Annotated in this window: 14 protein-coding genes; 6 read left to right on the plus strand and 8 right to left on the minus strand. The window is 55.0% G+C overall.

What is annotated here, in order from left to right; translation table 11 throughout:
* Positions 1 to 4: 4 nt before the first annotated feature.
* The 3 genes from IPN28_10790 to IPN28_10800 form a co-directional block, all read right to left on the minus strand.
* Positions 5 to 1420, minus strand: coding sequence for a DUF2330 domain-containing protein (locus IPN28_10790; GenBank protein QQS58615.1), 1416 nt, complete (start codon positions 1418 to 1420; stop codon positions 5 to 7).
* Complete coding sequence (locus IPN28_10795; GenBank protein QQS56739.1) at positions 1417 to 2280, minus strand: RnfABCDGE type electron transport complex subunit D; 864 nt, start codon at positions 2278 to 2280, stop codon at positions 1417 to 1419. Before IPN28_10795 ends, IPN28_10790 begins: the two co-directional genes overlap by 4 nt.
* 80 nt (positions 2281 to 2360) lie before the next feature.
* The gene (locus IPN28_10800) at positions 2361 to 2978 is read right to left on the minus strand and encodes a TetR family transcriptional regulator (GenBank protein QQS56740.1); all 618 of its coding nucleotides are present in this window, start codon (positions 2976 to 2978) and stop codon (positions 2361 to 2363) included.
* An 80-nt stretch (positions 2979 to 3058) separates the two neighbouring features.
* On the opposite strand from IPN28_10800, the gene IPN28_10805 reads away from it, so the two are divergent.
* Together IPN28_10805 and IPN28_10810 are read left to right on the plus strand one after the other, a co-directional pair.
* Entirely contained in the window at positions 3059 to 4054 is a 996-nt protein-coding gene (locus IPN28_10805; protein QQS56741.1) for an adenosine kinase, read from the plus strand.
* Positions 4051 to 4800, plus strand: a complete 750-nt coding sequence (locus IPN28_10810; GenBank protein QQS56742.1) for a hypothetical protein — start codon at positions 4051 to 4053, stop codon at positions 4798 to 4800. The genes IPN28_10805 and IPN28_10810 overlap by 4 nt, the downstream gene beginning before the upstream one ends.
* On the opposite strand, the gene IPN28_10815 is transcribed toward IPN28_10810, so the two are convergent.
* Positions 4789 to 5364, minus strand: coding sequence for a macro domain-containing protein (locus tag IPN28_10815; GenBank protein QQS56743.1), 576 nt, complete (start codon positions 5362 to 5364; stop codon positions 4789 to 4791). The two genes, IPN28_10810 and IPN28_10815, sit on opposite strands and share 12 nt — an antisense overlap.
* Between IPN28_10815 and IPN28_10820 the strand changes: the two genes are divergently transcribed.
* Both IPN28_10820 and IPN28_10825 read left to right on the plus strand, forming a co-directional pair.
* The gene (locus IPN28_10820; protein ID QQS56744.1) at positions 5363 to 7213 is read left to right on the plus strand and encodes an ABC transporter substrate-binding protein; all 1851 of its coding nucleotides are present in this window, start codon (positions 5363 to 5365) and stop codon (positions 7211 to 7213) included. The genes IPN28_10815 and IPN28_10820 overlap by 2 nt on opposite strands.
* A gap of 70 nt (positions 7214 to 7283) precedes the next feature.
* On the plus strand, positions 7284 to 7805 hold the full coding sequence (locus IPN28_10825) for a hypothetical protein (GenBank protein ID QQS56745.1): 522 nt from the start codon (positions 7284 to 7286) through the stop codon (positions 7803 to 7805).
* Between the two features lie 50 nt (positions 7806 to 7855).
* Here IPN28_10825 and IPN28_10830 read toward each other — a convergent pair whose 3' ends face one another.
* Positions 7856 to 8833: a glycosyltransferase family 9 protein gene (locus tag IPN28_10830; GenBank protein QQS58616.1), complete on the minus strand. Its 978-nt coding sequence runs from the start codon at positions 8831 to 8833 to the stop codon at positions 7856 to 7858.
* On the opposite strand from IPN28_10830, the gene IPN28_10835 reads away from it, so the two are divergent.
* Positions 8832 to 9593, plus strand: coding sequence for a folate-binding protein YgfZ (locus tag IPN28_10835; GenBank protein QQS56746.1), 762 nt, complete (start codon positions 8832 to 8834; stop codon positions 9591 to 9593). The genes IPN28_10830 and IPN28_10835 overlap by 2 nt on opposite strands.
* 100 nt (positions 9594 to 9693) lie before the next feature.
* Here the strand turns inward: IPN28_10835 and IPN28_10840 are convergent, their stop codons facing one another.
* The 3 genes from IPN28_10840 to IPN28_10850 form a co-directional block, all read right to left on the minus strand.
* On the minus strand, positions 9694 to 10356 hold the full coding sequence (locus tag IPN28_10840) for a hypothetical protein (protein QQS56747.1): 663 nt from the start codon (positions 10354 to 10356) through the stop codon (positions 9694 to 9696).
* 34 nt (positions 10357 to 10390) lie between these two features.
* A complete protein-coding gene (locus tag IPN28_10845) occupies positions 10391 to 13096 on the minus strand; it encodes a pyruvate, phosphate dikinase (protein QQS56748.1) in 2706 nt (901 codons plus the stop codon).
* A gap of 101 nt (positions 13097 to 13197) precedes the next feature.
* Entirely contained in the window at positions 13198 to 13584 is a 387-nt protein-coding gene (locus tag IPN28_10850; GenBank protein QQS56749.1) for a GNAT family N-acetyltransferase, read from the minus strand.
* Positions 13585 to 13795: 211 nt separating this feature from the next.
* On the opposite strand from IPN28_10850, the gene IPN28_10855 reads away from it, so the two are divergent.
* On the plus strand, positions 13796 to 14473 hold the full coding sequence (locus tag IPN28_10855; GenBank protein QQS56750.1) for a hypothetical protein: 678 nt from the start codon (positions 13796 to 13798) through the stop codon (positions 14471 to 14473).
* Positions 14474 to 14538 lie beyond the last annotated feature (65 nt).

Below are 14538 nucleotides of genomic sequence, written 5' to 3' on the forward strand. Positions count from 1 at the left end.
AAAATTACTGCTTCTTCCAGATATCGTCCCACCAGGGCTGCGGCTCGACAGGCAGAGGTCTGGGGCCAGGACCGGGAATGGGGTCCGGCCAGTTATACTGCATCTTTTTGCGGATATCGTTGATATTCCAACCGGTCAGCATCGCCATGGTTTTGGCTTCTTCTTCAAACCGGGCAGGCAAACTCCTCAGATACTCCTGCCCCTGCGGACAGTTGACCGACCCTGTCCAAGGATGCTGCAGGACATAGCGCCCCTGGAAATTTTCCTGATCGCCCGTTTCCTTGAGAACAAGGTCTTCGGGAAAATGGTCGGCATCGTAACGGACGTGCATCCGCGTCACGTAGACCTGCGGCGCCGCTTGCGGTGCAACGATCCCCCGGTTCTGCCAGTTCGAAGTCACGGGCGGCGTATTAATCCACCACGCACCGAGCGTCAGCAGGTCGTTGTTGGGAATCGGATCGGCCGCGCACGGGTCGCACCAGCCCATGTTCCACGCATACTCAAGGAATACGGCCTTCATATTCTCCTTTTTTACGACCGTATCGAACATCGCCTTATAGAACTCCCCGAACTCGCCGCCGTTCTTGACATAGGTCGGCAGGTTCATATCGGAGGGGATTTTAACCGTGCGGTAATTCGCCGCCTCGACCCGCCCGTTCTGGGTCAGAGTATAGAGCAGCAGATCCTGCGGTCCGTTGGCGTTCAGAGTGCCCAAGCGAATCGGCAGCATGAACTTCGGCGACTCGAACGCGATCTGCAGGGGCCGCAGATACGTGTACCCCGTGTTCCGCTGCTCCTCCAGATTCACCTTCGCAAGGAAAAACTTCATATTCTGTTTGATATAGCTGCCCAGAATCCGCTCCGCCCCGCTAGGGAGCTTATAACCCTCCTGATTTAGGAAGGTCAGCAGCCCGTCGCTCTCCTTGGCGGAAAGCAACACGATGTCATACTCCCCGACCGTATAGGTCGCCTCGATCGTCACACCCAGTGTGGCCGCTGATTTTTTCTCCGCTTCACCGGCACCGGAACTACGAGCACTGTCCATCGCGCTCATCGCCATCATTTCCCGCATGACCGGCTGACAGGGATCGGAATCGTAATACTCGACCAGCCGCGGCGCCGTATAGGCATCCATATGATCGACGATCCGCGTCTCCGCGACATGGATTTGATTTTCCCGCAGGACTTCGGGAACCGGAACCACGATAGCAAATTCCGTGAGTTCCCCCTGATAATCGTTCGCCATGGTCAGAACCGTGCGGTTCTCGGCTCGGGCGATGATCACCTTGGACGCCTGGTTGAACAGGCTGGAATCGGCCTTCGAGACATAAAAGCCGCAAAACGCCTCCGCCGCAGCAGGCAAGCCCGCAACCGCGCCGAACAGGGAAAGACAGAACCCCGCCTTTCCGAGCAATCTCATGGGGTGGATAAAGCGCATATCGGAACCTCCTTCGGTTGTGTGTGTTTATGGATACGATCGCCCCAGTTATACCCTTGGCCCGGTAGCAAAAGGTCAACCAGCGGCGTAAAAGCACTGACCAGAGCGAGCGCAATAAGCAGCCCGTCCGTACGGAACATTTTAAACTGAATGTAATAAGCCACAGCAGCCACCAGAGCGCCGAAAATCACCCGCCCGATAAAACGGTCGGGGATCGTCTTGGGATCGGAGATCATAAAAAAACAGAAGATCAAAAGCGCCCCGCTCTGCAACTGGTGAAACGGAATGACCAGCGGATCGCCCAGCCACAGGGCGCGCCCGAACAAAACCCCCGCCCACATCAGCAGGAACATCGGCCCCATATCGCGCCGCGGAATTTGGTACAAAACCAGAAGCCCGCAGCAGCACAGGAGAAACACCATCCACGCCGCCTGCCCCCACTGCCCCGGCGACACCCAGGCAATGTGGGGAAACAGCAAAACCAGAACCACGATGGCGATATTGGTCGGATTGAAGACGTGCTTGCCCCGGAAGCGGATAAGAAACTTGCTCCCCACCGTAATCAGCGCCGCCGCCGGATAGAGCCACAGCGCCGATGCTTTAAGAAGGATACTAAGCGAAAGTCCGCTGATCAGGGGGCTGCGGAGATCAAGCCTCACGGAAAAAAGCTTGGAAAAAACAATCTGGAAAAACAGGCACCCGCCGACGGCAAGCAAAGCCACGACAAGACTTGGCCCAAAATCCGCCCAGAACATCTGCAGCGCCACAAGGCACGAAAGGCTGAAAATCTGGAAATGCCGCGGATCGCTGGCCAGCTTGGAAACTACGCCTGTTCCGGTCATGAACGCCCCTCCTGAAATTCTGCGAACACAAGTAAGACGCAGCGCGTTTAAAAGTCCTTGGCAAAAATATCAAAAAAATTTCAGCCTGAGCCTTTGCCCCGCCCCTTGACGGTATTCATGATGGCCTCAGCCCGCCCCAGAGCCTGATCCAGAGCAGCCATCGTCTTGGGTAAATCCGGGCTTTCATCCTCCGCCCACACGCAAAGAACCTTAAGGTAAATCCCCGTCAGACCGGCAACCTTGATTCCGCCGCTGATCCCGTTCGTATCCGCCCCCGCCGCCTCCAGCATCCACCCCATGGAGCGGCACAGATAAGGCATATGCAAAACCATCGGCTTGGGATCGCCACGGAACGATTTCAGCACCGCCTTAACCCCCTCGCGGGTATCGTTCAGAATTTCGAATCGGTCCATCAACAGCTCGAACAACCGCTCGCGCATGGGTGTCACGTCGTCGGGATCGGACGGCGCCCCCTCCAGAACCTTGCGGTCGATCATCTGCCCGAAGGCGCACAGGATATCCTCACGGTCCGCGAAATGCTCACGCAGGGCAGCGAGACTCACCCCGCTGCGCTCGGCGATAGCACGCAGCGTGACCTCCCCCCACCCCTTCTCGGCGGCCAGTTCAAGGGCAGATTCGACGACAAGGGTCTTGAAATCCTTGCCTTCCGGCTTTTTTTTGCTTTTTTTTGCCGCCATTGGAATTGCCCTTTGCTCCTTTTTTCCTGTAGAGATAAGACAATATTTTTCGCAAACGTACAAGGAACGGAAATAAAAGGATGTCAGAATCAGCTCTGGGCGTGGTCGCCGTTGGAAATGCACTCGTGGATGTCTTGGCGCAGGTGGACGACGCCTTCCTCGATGAGCAATGCACCAAATACGGCATGGAGCGCGGCGCGATGACCCTGATCGACGAAAAACGCGCCGTGGAGCTTTACACCCAGATGCCCAAGGGGCTGGAAACCTCCGGCGGTTCGGCGGCCAACACCATGGCCGGATATTCCTCCTTCGGCGGACACGGGGCTTTCATCGGCAAGGTGGCGAAGGACGCGCTCGGCGAAACCTTCAATAAGGATATGCTCAAAATAGGGGTCGATCATTTAACCCGACCCCTCGTCGCCGGTCCCCCGACGGGCCGCTGCATGATTTTGGTCTCCCCTGACGGCCACCGCACCATGAACACCTTTCTGGGCGCCAGCGTGGAACTCAGCCCGCAGGACATCGAGCCGGACGTCATTTTTTCCGCTCAGATCACCTATCTTGAAGGTTATCTCTTCGACCGCGAACTGGCAAAAAGAGCCTTCATCCGCGCCGCCGAACTGGCGCACAAGGCCGGACACCGCGTCGCGCTGACCCTCTCCGACCCCTTCTGCGTGGACCGCCACCGCCACGATTTCCTGAACCTCGTCCAGAACCACGTGGACATTCTGTTTGCGAACGAAGAGGAAATCAAATCCCTCTATATGCAGCAGAATTTCGAGGACGCGAAAAGCGCCGTCAATTCGCACTGTGAAATCGCCGTCCTCACCCGCAGCGAAAAGGGCGCGGTTATTGTCTCGCAGGGCCGAGAAATCATGGTCCCCGCCGCCCCGGTCAAAAAAGTCGTCGATACAACCGGCGCGGGCGATCAGTTCGCCGCCGGCTTCCTCTTCGGCTTCACCCACGCAAGGACGTTGGAGGAATGTGGACGTTTAGGCGCCCTCGCCGCCGCCGAAGTTATCAGCCACATCGGACCCCGTCCGCAGAAAAGCCTGCGGGAGCTGATGGCCGCATGACTCTGCTGATCGAAAAGCCGCTGGCCAAAAACGCATATCGGTCCGATATCCCGCCTGAAGCCGAAGAGAAGGTCGTCTCCTTTTATACGGAGGATGAAAACGCCCGCCAGCAGGGTGGAAAAATCCACTACGAACGCCGGGAGTACATTCTGGACGGAGAATTGGTAGGCTACCGCCAGTTCGATCATGACGGACGCCTCATCATCGAAACGCCGATGAAAAATCTCCGCAAGCACGGTACGGAATATACGTGGTACTGGTATAACCCGGATCAGCTCAGCCTGTGCGAACCCTACGAAAACGGGCGCGTCCACGGCACGGCCAAGCAATGGGCGACAGACGGGACGTTGATGGGAACCTACACGATGGATCACGGCACAGGCTTCGATATCTGGCGCAATCAGGACGACGAGGGAAAAGTCTTCATCTCAGAAATCCACGCCCTTCTCAACGGCAAACTCCACGGCTTTCAATGGTGGTTGAATCCCGATCAGAAGACGGTTCTGGGCGAACGCCATTGGAACAACGGCTACCTTCACGGCATCGAAAGACATTGGGAGGAAAGCGGCCGTTTGTCCGAAGGTTACCCGAAATTCTATATCGACGACCGCGAGGTTCCCAAGAGCATTTACATACAGGAGCAGCGCCGGGACGCCGCGCTCCCCGCCTACGACCCCCGCGAAGACCAAAACGCCAGAACCTTCCCGCAAGCCATAGTGGACGAGCCGAAAAGCTCAGCCGCCTGACAACCCGTCCCACCCGATCGTCGTCAGCTTGTGCTGGAAGTCGATCAGCGTCTTGCTGTCCGGGCAAACGATCCGCACCTCGTCGATAGTAGGGTCAAGCCGGTCCGCAATCCCCTGCACGATCAACCGCGCCGCCTTCTGCTTGGGGTATCCGCTCTTCCCCGACGCAATCGGGGGAAACGCGATTTTCTGCAAAAACATCCGCCGCGCCAGTTCCATAATCTTGCGCGTCACGTTCGATAAATAGTTTTCACTCTTGTCGAAATCCGTACGGAAATAAGGGATCACACCGACCAGAACGTGCTTGGCCTTGAGGTTGAAACCCGGAACGGCATAAACATCGCCGACCTTGGGCTTATAGATATTCTCTAGAATAAACTCGTCCAGCTTGTGTCCCGCCGCCGCGAAAATAGCAGTGTTCAGGCTCCCGATATGCTCCATGTTTTTCGGAATCACGGTGACGATCGCATCGACCTCCTGATCCACGATATTCCCCTCGACCAGCTTGATTTTATTCAGAAAGGGTTTCCGCGCCTGCCCCGAGTTTGATATCACTATATCCATGATCCTCTTTCACCCCAAAAATATCGCTACACTATATATCATAATCTATTTCGTGTTGTCCTTGTCCGCGGTTTCATCCCACGCGGACGGGATGCCCCCGGAATCCGCCCCTTCTTATACGGGTCTCGCCATGCACGGAACCCCGAAATATGATTCGTCAGCAACCCATCTCGACTACGCCAACCCGGACGCCCCCAAGGGTGGAACCCTGAAGATCGGCGCCACAGGCACCTTCGATACCCTCAATCCCTTCTCGATCAAGGGAAGCGCCGCGCAGGGTCTGAGTTACGTTTACGACCGCCTCATGGCCCGTGTCTATGACGAACCGTTCAGCCTCTACCCTTCGGTCGCCGAGAAGGCCGAAGTGGCGGAGGACCGCTCGTCCGTCACCTTCACCCTCAACCCCGCCGCCAAATTCAGCGACGGCAGCCCGATCACCGCCGATGACGTCCTGTTTTCCTTCGAAACCCTGAAAGAGCACGGTCGCCCGAATATGCAGCGCATCTACAAGCTCGCCGATAAGGCGGAAAAACAGGGCGAACGAACCGTCTATTTCCATTTCGGTCCCGGCTACGACCGCGAAACAATCATGATCTTCGCCATGATGCCCGTCCTCTCGAAAAAATGGTGGGAAGGTCGCAACTTCGAGGAAACCCTCCTCGAACCGCCCGTCTCCAGCGGCCCTTACAAAATATCCGCCATAGACAGCCCCCGCCGCATCGTCTACGAGCGCGTGAAGGACCACTGGGCGCAGGATCTTCTGCCCTCCAAGGGGCACAACAATTTCGACACGATCATCTATGATTACTATCGCGATGACGGTGTAGCCCTCGAAGCCTTCAAGAAGGGCGATCTCAACCTCCGCCGCGAATTCGACAAGGCCCGCTGGTTCAACGCCTATCAGGATATCGACAAAAGCCGGATCGTAACGGAGGAAATCCCCCACCACAGACCCGAACTTGTGCAAGGTCTGATCCTCAATATGCGCCGCCCCCCGCTCGACGATATCCGCGTGCGGCAGACGCTCTTTCTCGCCCTCGACTCGGAATGGATCGGCAAGAACCTCTATTTCAACGCGGGCAAAAGAATTAGGAGTTTTTTCCCAAATTCATCCCTCGACGGCTCCGGCCCGCTCTCGGAATCAGCCTCTGCCCTCCTCGCTCCTTACAAGGACAAGCTGCTCCCCTCTGTCTTTGAGCCGGCCCTGACCGACCCAGACGCCCAGCCCCTGCGCCAGCGGCTCCGCGAGGCAAACCGCCTGCTCACCGAGTCGGGCTGGATCGTCGAAAACGGCAAACGCATCCATAAGGACACCCGAAAACCCCTGACCTTCGAAGTCATCCTCACAACCCCGCCCGACGAGAAAACCATCCTGAACTACGCCAAAAGCCTTGAAAAACTGGGGATCACCCTGACCAGCCGCCTTCTCGATGCTTCCAATTTCCAGAATCGAAAAACAAATTACGATTACGACATCGTGCTCTTTTATTGGCAGAACAGCCTCTCCCCCGGCACCGAACAGATGATTTACTGGAGCTGCGAAGCCGCCAAACAACCCGCCCGCTTTAATTTTTCCGGAATCTGCAACCCCGCCCTGGATTCGCTGGCCAAAGGCATCGCCGACGCCAAAACCTACGCGGACCTGACCGCCCATGCCCACGCCATCGACCGTATCCTTCTCTCCGAAGTCACCGTAATCCCGCTCTTTTACACGGGTTTGGACTATATCGCCTATGATCGGTCGATCCGCCACCCTGAACTAATTCCCCTCTCAGGTCTGGTCATGGAAACCTGGTGGATGGAGCCCCAAAACAACCCATCCGCGGACAAACAAAAGGAAATAAAATAAATATATTGAGCCAAGCCTCTAGAATTGTTATTGTTTTGAAGGTTTTATTTAAGTAAGTGAAGATTTTGCGATGAAAATGCGTTCCCCCCTTCTCTGTGCCGCCCTTGTTCTCCTGTCCTTCCCCGCCTACGCCGAGTCGATAAACGACCGGATTGATGCGCTGGGGCAGTACTGGCAAAGGGTCAATTCCTCTTCCACGATTTTCTTGCGCGGCCCGAAGGCCCAGCAGATCCTCAACCGCGATATCGCTCGCTGCGTGGTCGAGTTGCGGGAGTTGGAACGTCTGGGCGCAGTCAAGAATCCGATCCCGGCTTACGCTGAAGACGTGGTTTTGAGTGAGGATGAAATGCGCCTCGCCGGGTGGGACACGCCCGAGCGCGACGAAAATCTTTTTGCCGAACACTCCGACTATCAGGATTTTGAGGGATGTATGCTCGCCAAAGGTTGGGAGCGCATCAAATACGTCCCTTATGATGTCGCCTACCAATCCCGCGAAGACTATCTGGATGCACACGTCAAGTATGCCGACCGCATCAAGAAGGCCAAAGAGCGCGACGGTCGGGACGCAGATTACGAAGGTCTGAACGACTAAGCTCTTACGGACTTTTCCAACCGGACAAAAACGGCCTCCTTGAGGCCGTTTTATTTTTGTGCAGACTCGAAGAGTTTCGTTATGGCCTTTTGAACCGCCTCAACACTGAGCGTCCCCATGAGAGTCCCGCAGATTTTCGAGTCATAACCATCAAAACCGATAAGCTCATCAAAGGTCTCCGGGGTGGAAACAAACCCGCAATGCGCCCCCCAGGGCCGATAAAGATGCGGATAGCTCGGCCCGAACAGCCCGAGCGTCCGCACCCCTGCCGCCGCCGCGCAATGCATCAGACCAGAATCATTCCCGATGTAAAAAGCGCAAAGGCTGAGCGCCGCCGCCGCCGTCCCCGGATCGGTCTTGGCTATCAAGTCTAGACCGCGTCCTTCAGGAACACTCATCAGAACCCTCCGCGCATCCGCCTCTTCCCCCGGCGCCGCGAACACGGCCACACGCGCCCCCTCCATCACGCCGCCCGCCCCGGTCATCCATGAGAGAACCTCGATGAACCGCTCCGCCGGCCAAGTCTTCCCCGCCCAGTTCGCCGTCGGTCCCACGCCCAGAACGGCGCCACCCGCAGGAATAAGCGCCCGCGCCTTTTCCTTCTGCTCCTCGCTGAACCAGAGCTTCGGTGCAGAAACACGGGAAAGCCCCAGAAGCTGTGCCGCCTGCTCAACCTTGTGCTGGCTCTTGTCGATAGCGGCCCCAAAAATATATCGCCGCCGCGCATAAATCAGCCGCGACACCGCCGAATTGCGAAGGTCAATGACAATATCCCACCGCCGTAAAATCACCCGCCGCCACAGACGCAACCAATGACGGCTGTATTTTTCCTTCTTGAGGGGAATAATTTGATCCAATAACGGATACCCTTCGAAAAGTGAAACCGCCAACGGGCCACAAGCTATCGTCACCTTTGCTCCCGGAAAGTTTTGTGAGATATGATCAAGAATCCCAGTCGAAAGCACCGCATCCCCGATGCGGCTGGAAGTGATGAACAAAATGTGCTTACATTCCGGGATCGTATTCATGGCAGGGCCGATCATGGCACAGCAGGGCTTTTTCACCAAACTCGAAAACCGCGGTTTAATCAGGATATCCGGCACGGCCCGCAGGAAATTCCTGCAGGGTCTGATCTCCAACGACATCAACCTTCTGGACACGCACCCCCTGATCTACACCTGCCTACTCACTCCGAACGGCAAATTCCTGCACGATTTTTTCATCCGTGAGGAAAATGAAACGCTGCTTCTCGACTGCGAGGGCGGAGAGCGGACGCACGATTTGGCCAAGAGGTTCGAAGTTTACAAGCTGAGAGCTGACATCACGATTGAAATGACAAACCCTGTAACGGTTTATGTGGTCATCGGCGATTCCTCCATCGGCCTTCCCGACCCGCGCCACTCGGACATGGGCACACGCACACATAAAAAACCCGAAAACCTCCCCGAAGAACCCTTCTCAAGCTGGGACATTCACCGCATCAAACTCTGCATCCCGGATGGCAGCCGCGACATGATCCCCGAAAAATCGACGCTTCTGGAATGCGGCATCGACCGCCTGAACGGAATATCCTTCGACAAGGGCTGTTATATGGGCCAGGAATTAACCGCAAGAATGCACTACCGCGGCCTCGTAAAAAAACGCCTCTCGGTGGTCACGGGCGAAAACCTTCCGGCAGCGGGGGAGGATATTATTCAAAACGGCCAGCGCATCGGCGAAATGCGCTCATCCTGCGGACTATATGGCTTGGCAGTTCGCACAAGAACTCAGGCACAAAACTCCAACTAAAACAGTAAGAAAAGGCTAAACACCGTTGGTGCAGGATAGACAAACTGATTTCTAGAAACAGACTATCGAAGCGAAAGCTCAAAAGAAGGCTAAAATCCGTTCAGTGCTTCGTCCTACCTCTGCAAGTAACGCTATACTTGAGCTGCTGGTACGCTTCACCGTCTTTCTGTTCTGAAAAAGGGTCTGCCTTCATAAGCTTATCATAAGCAGCGATCTCTGCCTTTGCTCGGCAAAACCTTTCGCTCAATCCACTGCTAATCCCCTTCAATTCCCTGTTTTCTCGGTAAAACTCCCCACGCTCTTCATCATTTTTGAACTTGGGAACCATTGCAGCCTTATCACGCGTATACCCCTGCTTCACGACCTCCACGTCTTTATACCACCTGTCGCAAAAGGCCTCAACAGCGCCAAAAAGACGAGGATCAGAGTGCCCTTCCAAGCCTCTGATAGCTTGATTAAGATCTTTGACCCAGTAATTATAATTCTGAACCAATGCGTTTTTTTTCTGGATGACAGTGTCTTTGTAGGCCTTACCGATACACCCACACCCTTTTTCTGGTTGATCGGCATTGGATAAACCATCGCAATACTGCATAAGTGACTCAATCCGCAATTTATGGGAATCATCTCCATTATTCTCAGGTTCACCCTGAGTTTTGGTGGCAGGATCGTAATCCCAAACAGCATAAGAAGGCCCATAAAAGACACTGCCTAAAAACCACACAGCAAGAAATAGAAATAATCTAAGCACGAGCGCCTCCATAATAGCCTGCGGTTATGATACGATCAGGCTAAACCTATCCCTTCGCTGCCGCCTTGCTCTCGATCTTGACGGTCTTCTGCTGCCCCTCGCGAATCGCCGCCTGCGCCGCAGCAAGCCTTGCAATAGGGACACGGTAAGGCGAACAGGAAACATAATCAAGCCCGACCTTCTCGCAGAACGCGATGGAGGATGGATCGCCGCCATGCTCACCGCAAATCCCGAGCTTAAGGGTAGGATTGGTCTTGCGCCCGCGTTCCTTGGCAATCTCAACCAGAGCACCGACACCCTGAATGTCGATGGACACGAACGGATCACGCTCGAAAATCCCCTTCTCGGTATAGGCGGGCAGGAAGTTCGCAGCATCGTCCCGGCTCATGCCGAGCGTCGTTTGCGTCAGATCATTGGTTCCAAAGCTGAAGAAGTCCGCGCACTCGGCGATCTGATCCGCCGTCAGAGCCGCACGCGGCAGTTCGATCATCGTCCCGGTGATATACTTGACCTTACCCTTTTTCTCGGCAAAGACCGCGTCTGCCGCCTGATCGACGACCTTCCGCATCAACTCCAGTTCCTTGCGCGTGGACACCAGCGGAATCATGATTTCAGGAATCACACTCTCGCCGCCCTTGGAGACATTAAGGGCCGCTTCAAAAATCGCCCGGGCCTGCATCTCGTAGATTTCGGGATAGGTCACGCCCAGACGGCACCCGCGGTGCCCCAGCATCGGGTTTGTCTCTTTAAGTTCCGAAAGCCGCTTCATGACATCGTCCAGATCAAGCTTCGCAGCCTTGGCGAAAGCGGTGACATCGGCCTCCTCGTGCGGCAGGAACTCGTGCAAAGGCGGATCGAGCAGGCGAATGGTGATCGGTAGCCCCTTCATGATGGTAAAAAGCTTCTCGAAATCGCCGCGCTGGGCGGGAAGTAGCTTCCCAAGAGCAGCACGACGGCTGGCTTCATCCGCAGCAAAAATCATCTCCCGCACGTTCTGGATACGGTCAGCCTCAAAGAACATATGCTCGGTCCGGCACAACCCGATCCCCTCCGCCCCGAAATCGCGGGCCGTCTGAGCATCCAGAGGCGTTTCCGCGTTAGCCCGGACAGCCATGCGTCTTTGATCGTCCGCCCAATCCATCACAACTTTAAAATCATTGGACAATTCGGGTTGGATCGTTTTGACGGCGCCGAGAATCACCTCCCCGGTTGATCCGTCGATGGTGATCGTATCCCCCTCGCGGATTTCGATGTCGCCCTTGCGGATGATCCGGCTGTGCACATCGATATAAAGCTCACCTGCCCCGGCGACGCAGGGCTTGCCCATCCCGCGAGCGACAACCGCGGCGTGGGAGGTCATGCCTCCACGGGACGTGACAATCCCCTGCGCGGCGTGCATTCCATGAATATCTTCCGGGCTGGTCTCCTGACGGCAGAGAATGACCTTCCCGCCCTCATGCGCCTGATGCACGGCATCGTCAGCCAGAAACACAACGCGCCCCGAAGCCGCGCCGGGCGAAGCCGGCAGTCCGCGGGTAATGACCTTTTTCTCCGCCTTGGGATCAAGCGTGGGATGAAGCAGTTGATCAAGGGATTCCGGATCGATACGCAGCAAAGCCTCATTCTGGGTAATCAGCCCTTCCTTGACCATATCGGCAGCAATTTTCAAAGCCGCCGCAGCCGTGCGCTTGCCCGTCCGGGTCTGCAGCATATAAAGAATCCCGCTCTGCACGGTGAACTCGATATCCTGAATGTCGCGGTAATGTTTTTCCAGCTTCTCCCGCAGAACGCAGAGCTGTTTGAACACGTCGGGCATCGTCTCTTCCATGGAGGGCAGTGTGCTGCCTTCCTTCTCGCGCCCCTGTTTGGTCAGGGATTGCGGCGTACGGATCCCCGCCACCACATCCTCGCCCTGCGCGTTGACCAGATATTCACCGTAAAAGTAATTCTCGCCCGTGGACGGATCGCGGGTAAACGCAACCCCCGTGGCGCAATCATCGCCCATATTCCCGAACACCATGGCCTGCACGTTGACGGCCGTGCCCCAATCCTCGGGAATATCGTGAATTTTCCGGTACGTCACCGCCCGCGGCACCATCCATGACTGGAACACGGCGCCGATCGCACCCCACAGCTGCTCATGCGGATCGGACGGGAACGGCTTGCCGAGTTCTTCCTGGACCAGCGCCTTGTATTGTTTGACGATCTCTTTCCAGCCCTTGGCCGTAATCGCGGTATCCTGCGAAATGTTATTATCCCGCTTGTAGGTATCGAGGATATCCTCAAAATCATGGTGATCAAGGTCCAGAACGACGTTGCTGAACATCTGGATGAACCGGCGATAGGAATCCCACGCAAACCGCTCGTTGCCCGATTTCTTGGCCAGACCCTCGACCGTGGTATCATTCAGGCCGAGGTTCAAAACCGTATCCATCATCCCGGGCATGGACACCCGCGCTCCCGAGCGTACAGAGACCAGCAACGGGTTGTTGACATCTCCAAAGCTCATGCCAACCGACTGTTCGACGATTTTCAGGGCATCCTCGACCTGTTTTTTCAGGGCTTCGGGGTATTTTTGGCCATGGGTGTAATAATAGGTGCAGACCTCGGTGGTAATGGTGAATCCCGCAGGAACCGGCAAGCCCAAAGACGCCATTTCAGCCAGATTGCAGCCCTTGCCGCCCAGCAGGTTTCGCATTGAGCGGTCACCCTCGTTCTTATCCTTGCCGAAGCTGTAAACCCACTTGGTCATAAATTACTCTCCATAATACAGTCAGGAATTGCGGACAGGGTTTACCATACTTCCCCTGCAAAAATAAAGGTTTAAATTCGATTCTTCGTCTAAAAAATCCCTTAAAAAAGCGCTTTGGTCATCATCAGGCACAGATTTTCGTCAATCGGCCGAAAGTCGCCGCAGGCGACCTGTTTCCGGTCATAGCTGACCCCACTGCCGTCCGGGATATACCCCATGCGGACATAAAGCCGCTGCGCCGCCCCGAAACGGCTATCCAGCCCAACCCCTATGCCCATCTCACGGAACCCCTTCTCCCGGGCCATGTTCTCGCAATATTCGATCATGGCCCGCCCGACCCCGCGCCGCCGATACTCACGCAAAACGTTAAGATCCTGAATTTCCGGGAGTCCCGCCTTCCGAAAAAACGCATATTTCGGCTGCCAGTTGAGCAGGCAGAACCCGACGACAGCGGCATTTTCTCGCAGAAACGCGAGTAAAACCTCCATTTCTCCTTGTAGCTGCCGCTCTAGACACCTTTGGTAGTAGTCTTTCTCTATTGAGAGTCCGGCATCTTCCAAAACGCACCAAAAATCTGCAAGGCCTTTATCCCCCCTCACAGGGCAGACAAAAACGCATGAATCTTGCGGTTTCAGAGTATTCATTCTATTCTTGGCTCAAAATCAACAGGCTGACCCTAACCTGCTAGAGTTTACGATCATGAGCAAGAAATATATCCAAATGGCATTAGCATCCGCGATTCTGGCAGTGATTAGCCCGAATCCCTCATACGCCCAAGATCAGGCGGCTGAAAAAAAAGTTATGCAAACGCATAGCTACTCCATACCCGAAGATTTGAAACAGCAGATGATAGAAAATATTAAAAAAAACCGGGGGGAAAAAGAGGAGGGACAATCAACAACTTCCGATATTAATGAGCCTGAAAATAAACAAATTGATATAGAGAGCCCTTCAGACAGCAGCGGCAAAAAGACACCGAGTGCTGAGGAAAAAATATGGAAAAAGTACAAAGGGTTGGCATCAGGCCTGGACGAGGAGGAACAACCCACGGAGCAGTCTGAAGAGGATATTGAAGAAGATGACGAAACTCTAGCCGCTCAGGAGGATTCGGGGGCAGCAGATATGTCCTCAATTCTTCAAAACTACAAAAACAGCAACAATACGCAAATGCAGACCCGAAGCTTCTCCATTCCTGAGGCCATAGAAAAACACAAGGAAAAACCTGAAAAGAGTAGTGATCCTGAAACAGGGAAAGTACAGGAAGGGAATACCGAAGAAAAATCGGAAATCAAAAAACAAAAAAAAATAAGCGCAGAAAAAATGCCGAAAAATAAACAAAAAAAAGAAACAAAAATAACTATTAAGACTAACGATTAGGGACATCAGTCCAGGCATAAAACCCTTTGATAAGGGAAACCTCCATTATGTCCCTTGCTCCTTTT

The organism is Alphaproteobacteria bacterium (assembly GCA_016699735.1).
Taxonomy (GTDB): domain Bacteria; phylum Pseudomonadota; class Alphaproteobacteria; order Micavibrionales; family Micavibrionaceae; genus JAGNKE01.

Coding starts and splice junctions, on each gene's coding strand:
- IPN28_10790 (QQS58615.1), bottom strand. CDS start 1,420: ATGAGATTGCTCGGAAAGGCGGGGTTCTGTCTTTCCCTGTTCGGCGCG.
- IPN28_10795 (QQS56739.1), bottom strand. CDS start 2,280: ATGACCGGAACAGGCGTAGTTTCCAAGCTGGCCAGCGATCCGCGGCAT.
- IPN28_10800 (QQS56740.1), bottom strand. CDS start 2,978: ATGGCGGCAAAAAAAAGCAAAAAAAAGCCGGAAGGCAAGGATTTCAAG.
- IPN28_10805 (QQS56741.1), top strand. CDS start 3,059: ATGTCAGAATCAGCTCTGGGCGTGGTCGCCGTTGGAAATGCACTCGTG.
- IPN28_10810 (QQS56742.1), top strand. CDS start 4,051: ATGACTCTGCTGATCGAAAAGCCGCTGGCCAAAAACGCATATCGGTCC.
- IPN28_10820 (QQS56744.1), top strand. CDS start 5,363: ATGATCCTCTTTCACCCCAAAAATATCGCTACACTATATATCATAATC.
- IPN28_10815 (QQS56743.1), bottom strand. CDS start 5,364: ATGGATATAGTGATATCAAACTCGGGGCAGGCGCGGAAACCCTTTCTG.
- IPN28_10825 (QQS56745.1), top strand. CDS start 7,284: ATGAAAATGCGTTCCCCCCTTCTCTGTGCCGCCCTTGTTCTCCTGTCC.
- IPN28_10835 (QQS56746.1), top strand. CDS start 8,832: ATGGCAGGGCCGATCATGGCACAGCAGGGCTTTTTCACCAAACTCGAA.
- IPN28_10830 (QQS58616.1), bottom strand. CDS start 8,833: ATGAATACGATCCCGGAATGTAAGCACATTTTGTTCATCACTTCCAGC.
- IPN28_10840 (QQS56747.1), bottom strand. CDS start 10,356: ATGGAGGCGCTCGTGCTTAGATTATTTCTATTTCTTGCTGTGTGGTTT.
- IPN28_10845 (QQS56748.1), bottom strand. CDS start 13,096: ATGACCAAGTGGGTTTACAGCTTCGGCAAGGATAAGAACGAGGGTGAC.
- IPN28_10850 (QQS56749.1), bottom strand. CDS start 13,584: ATGGAGGTTTTACTCGCGTTTCTGCGAGAAAATGCCGCTGTCGTCGGG.
- IPN28_10855 (QQS56750.1), top strand. CDS start 13,796: ATGAGCAAGAAATATATCCAAATGGCATTAGCATCCGCGATTCTGGCA.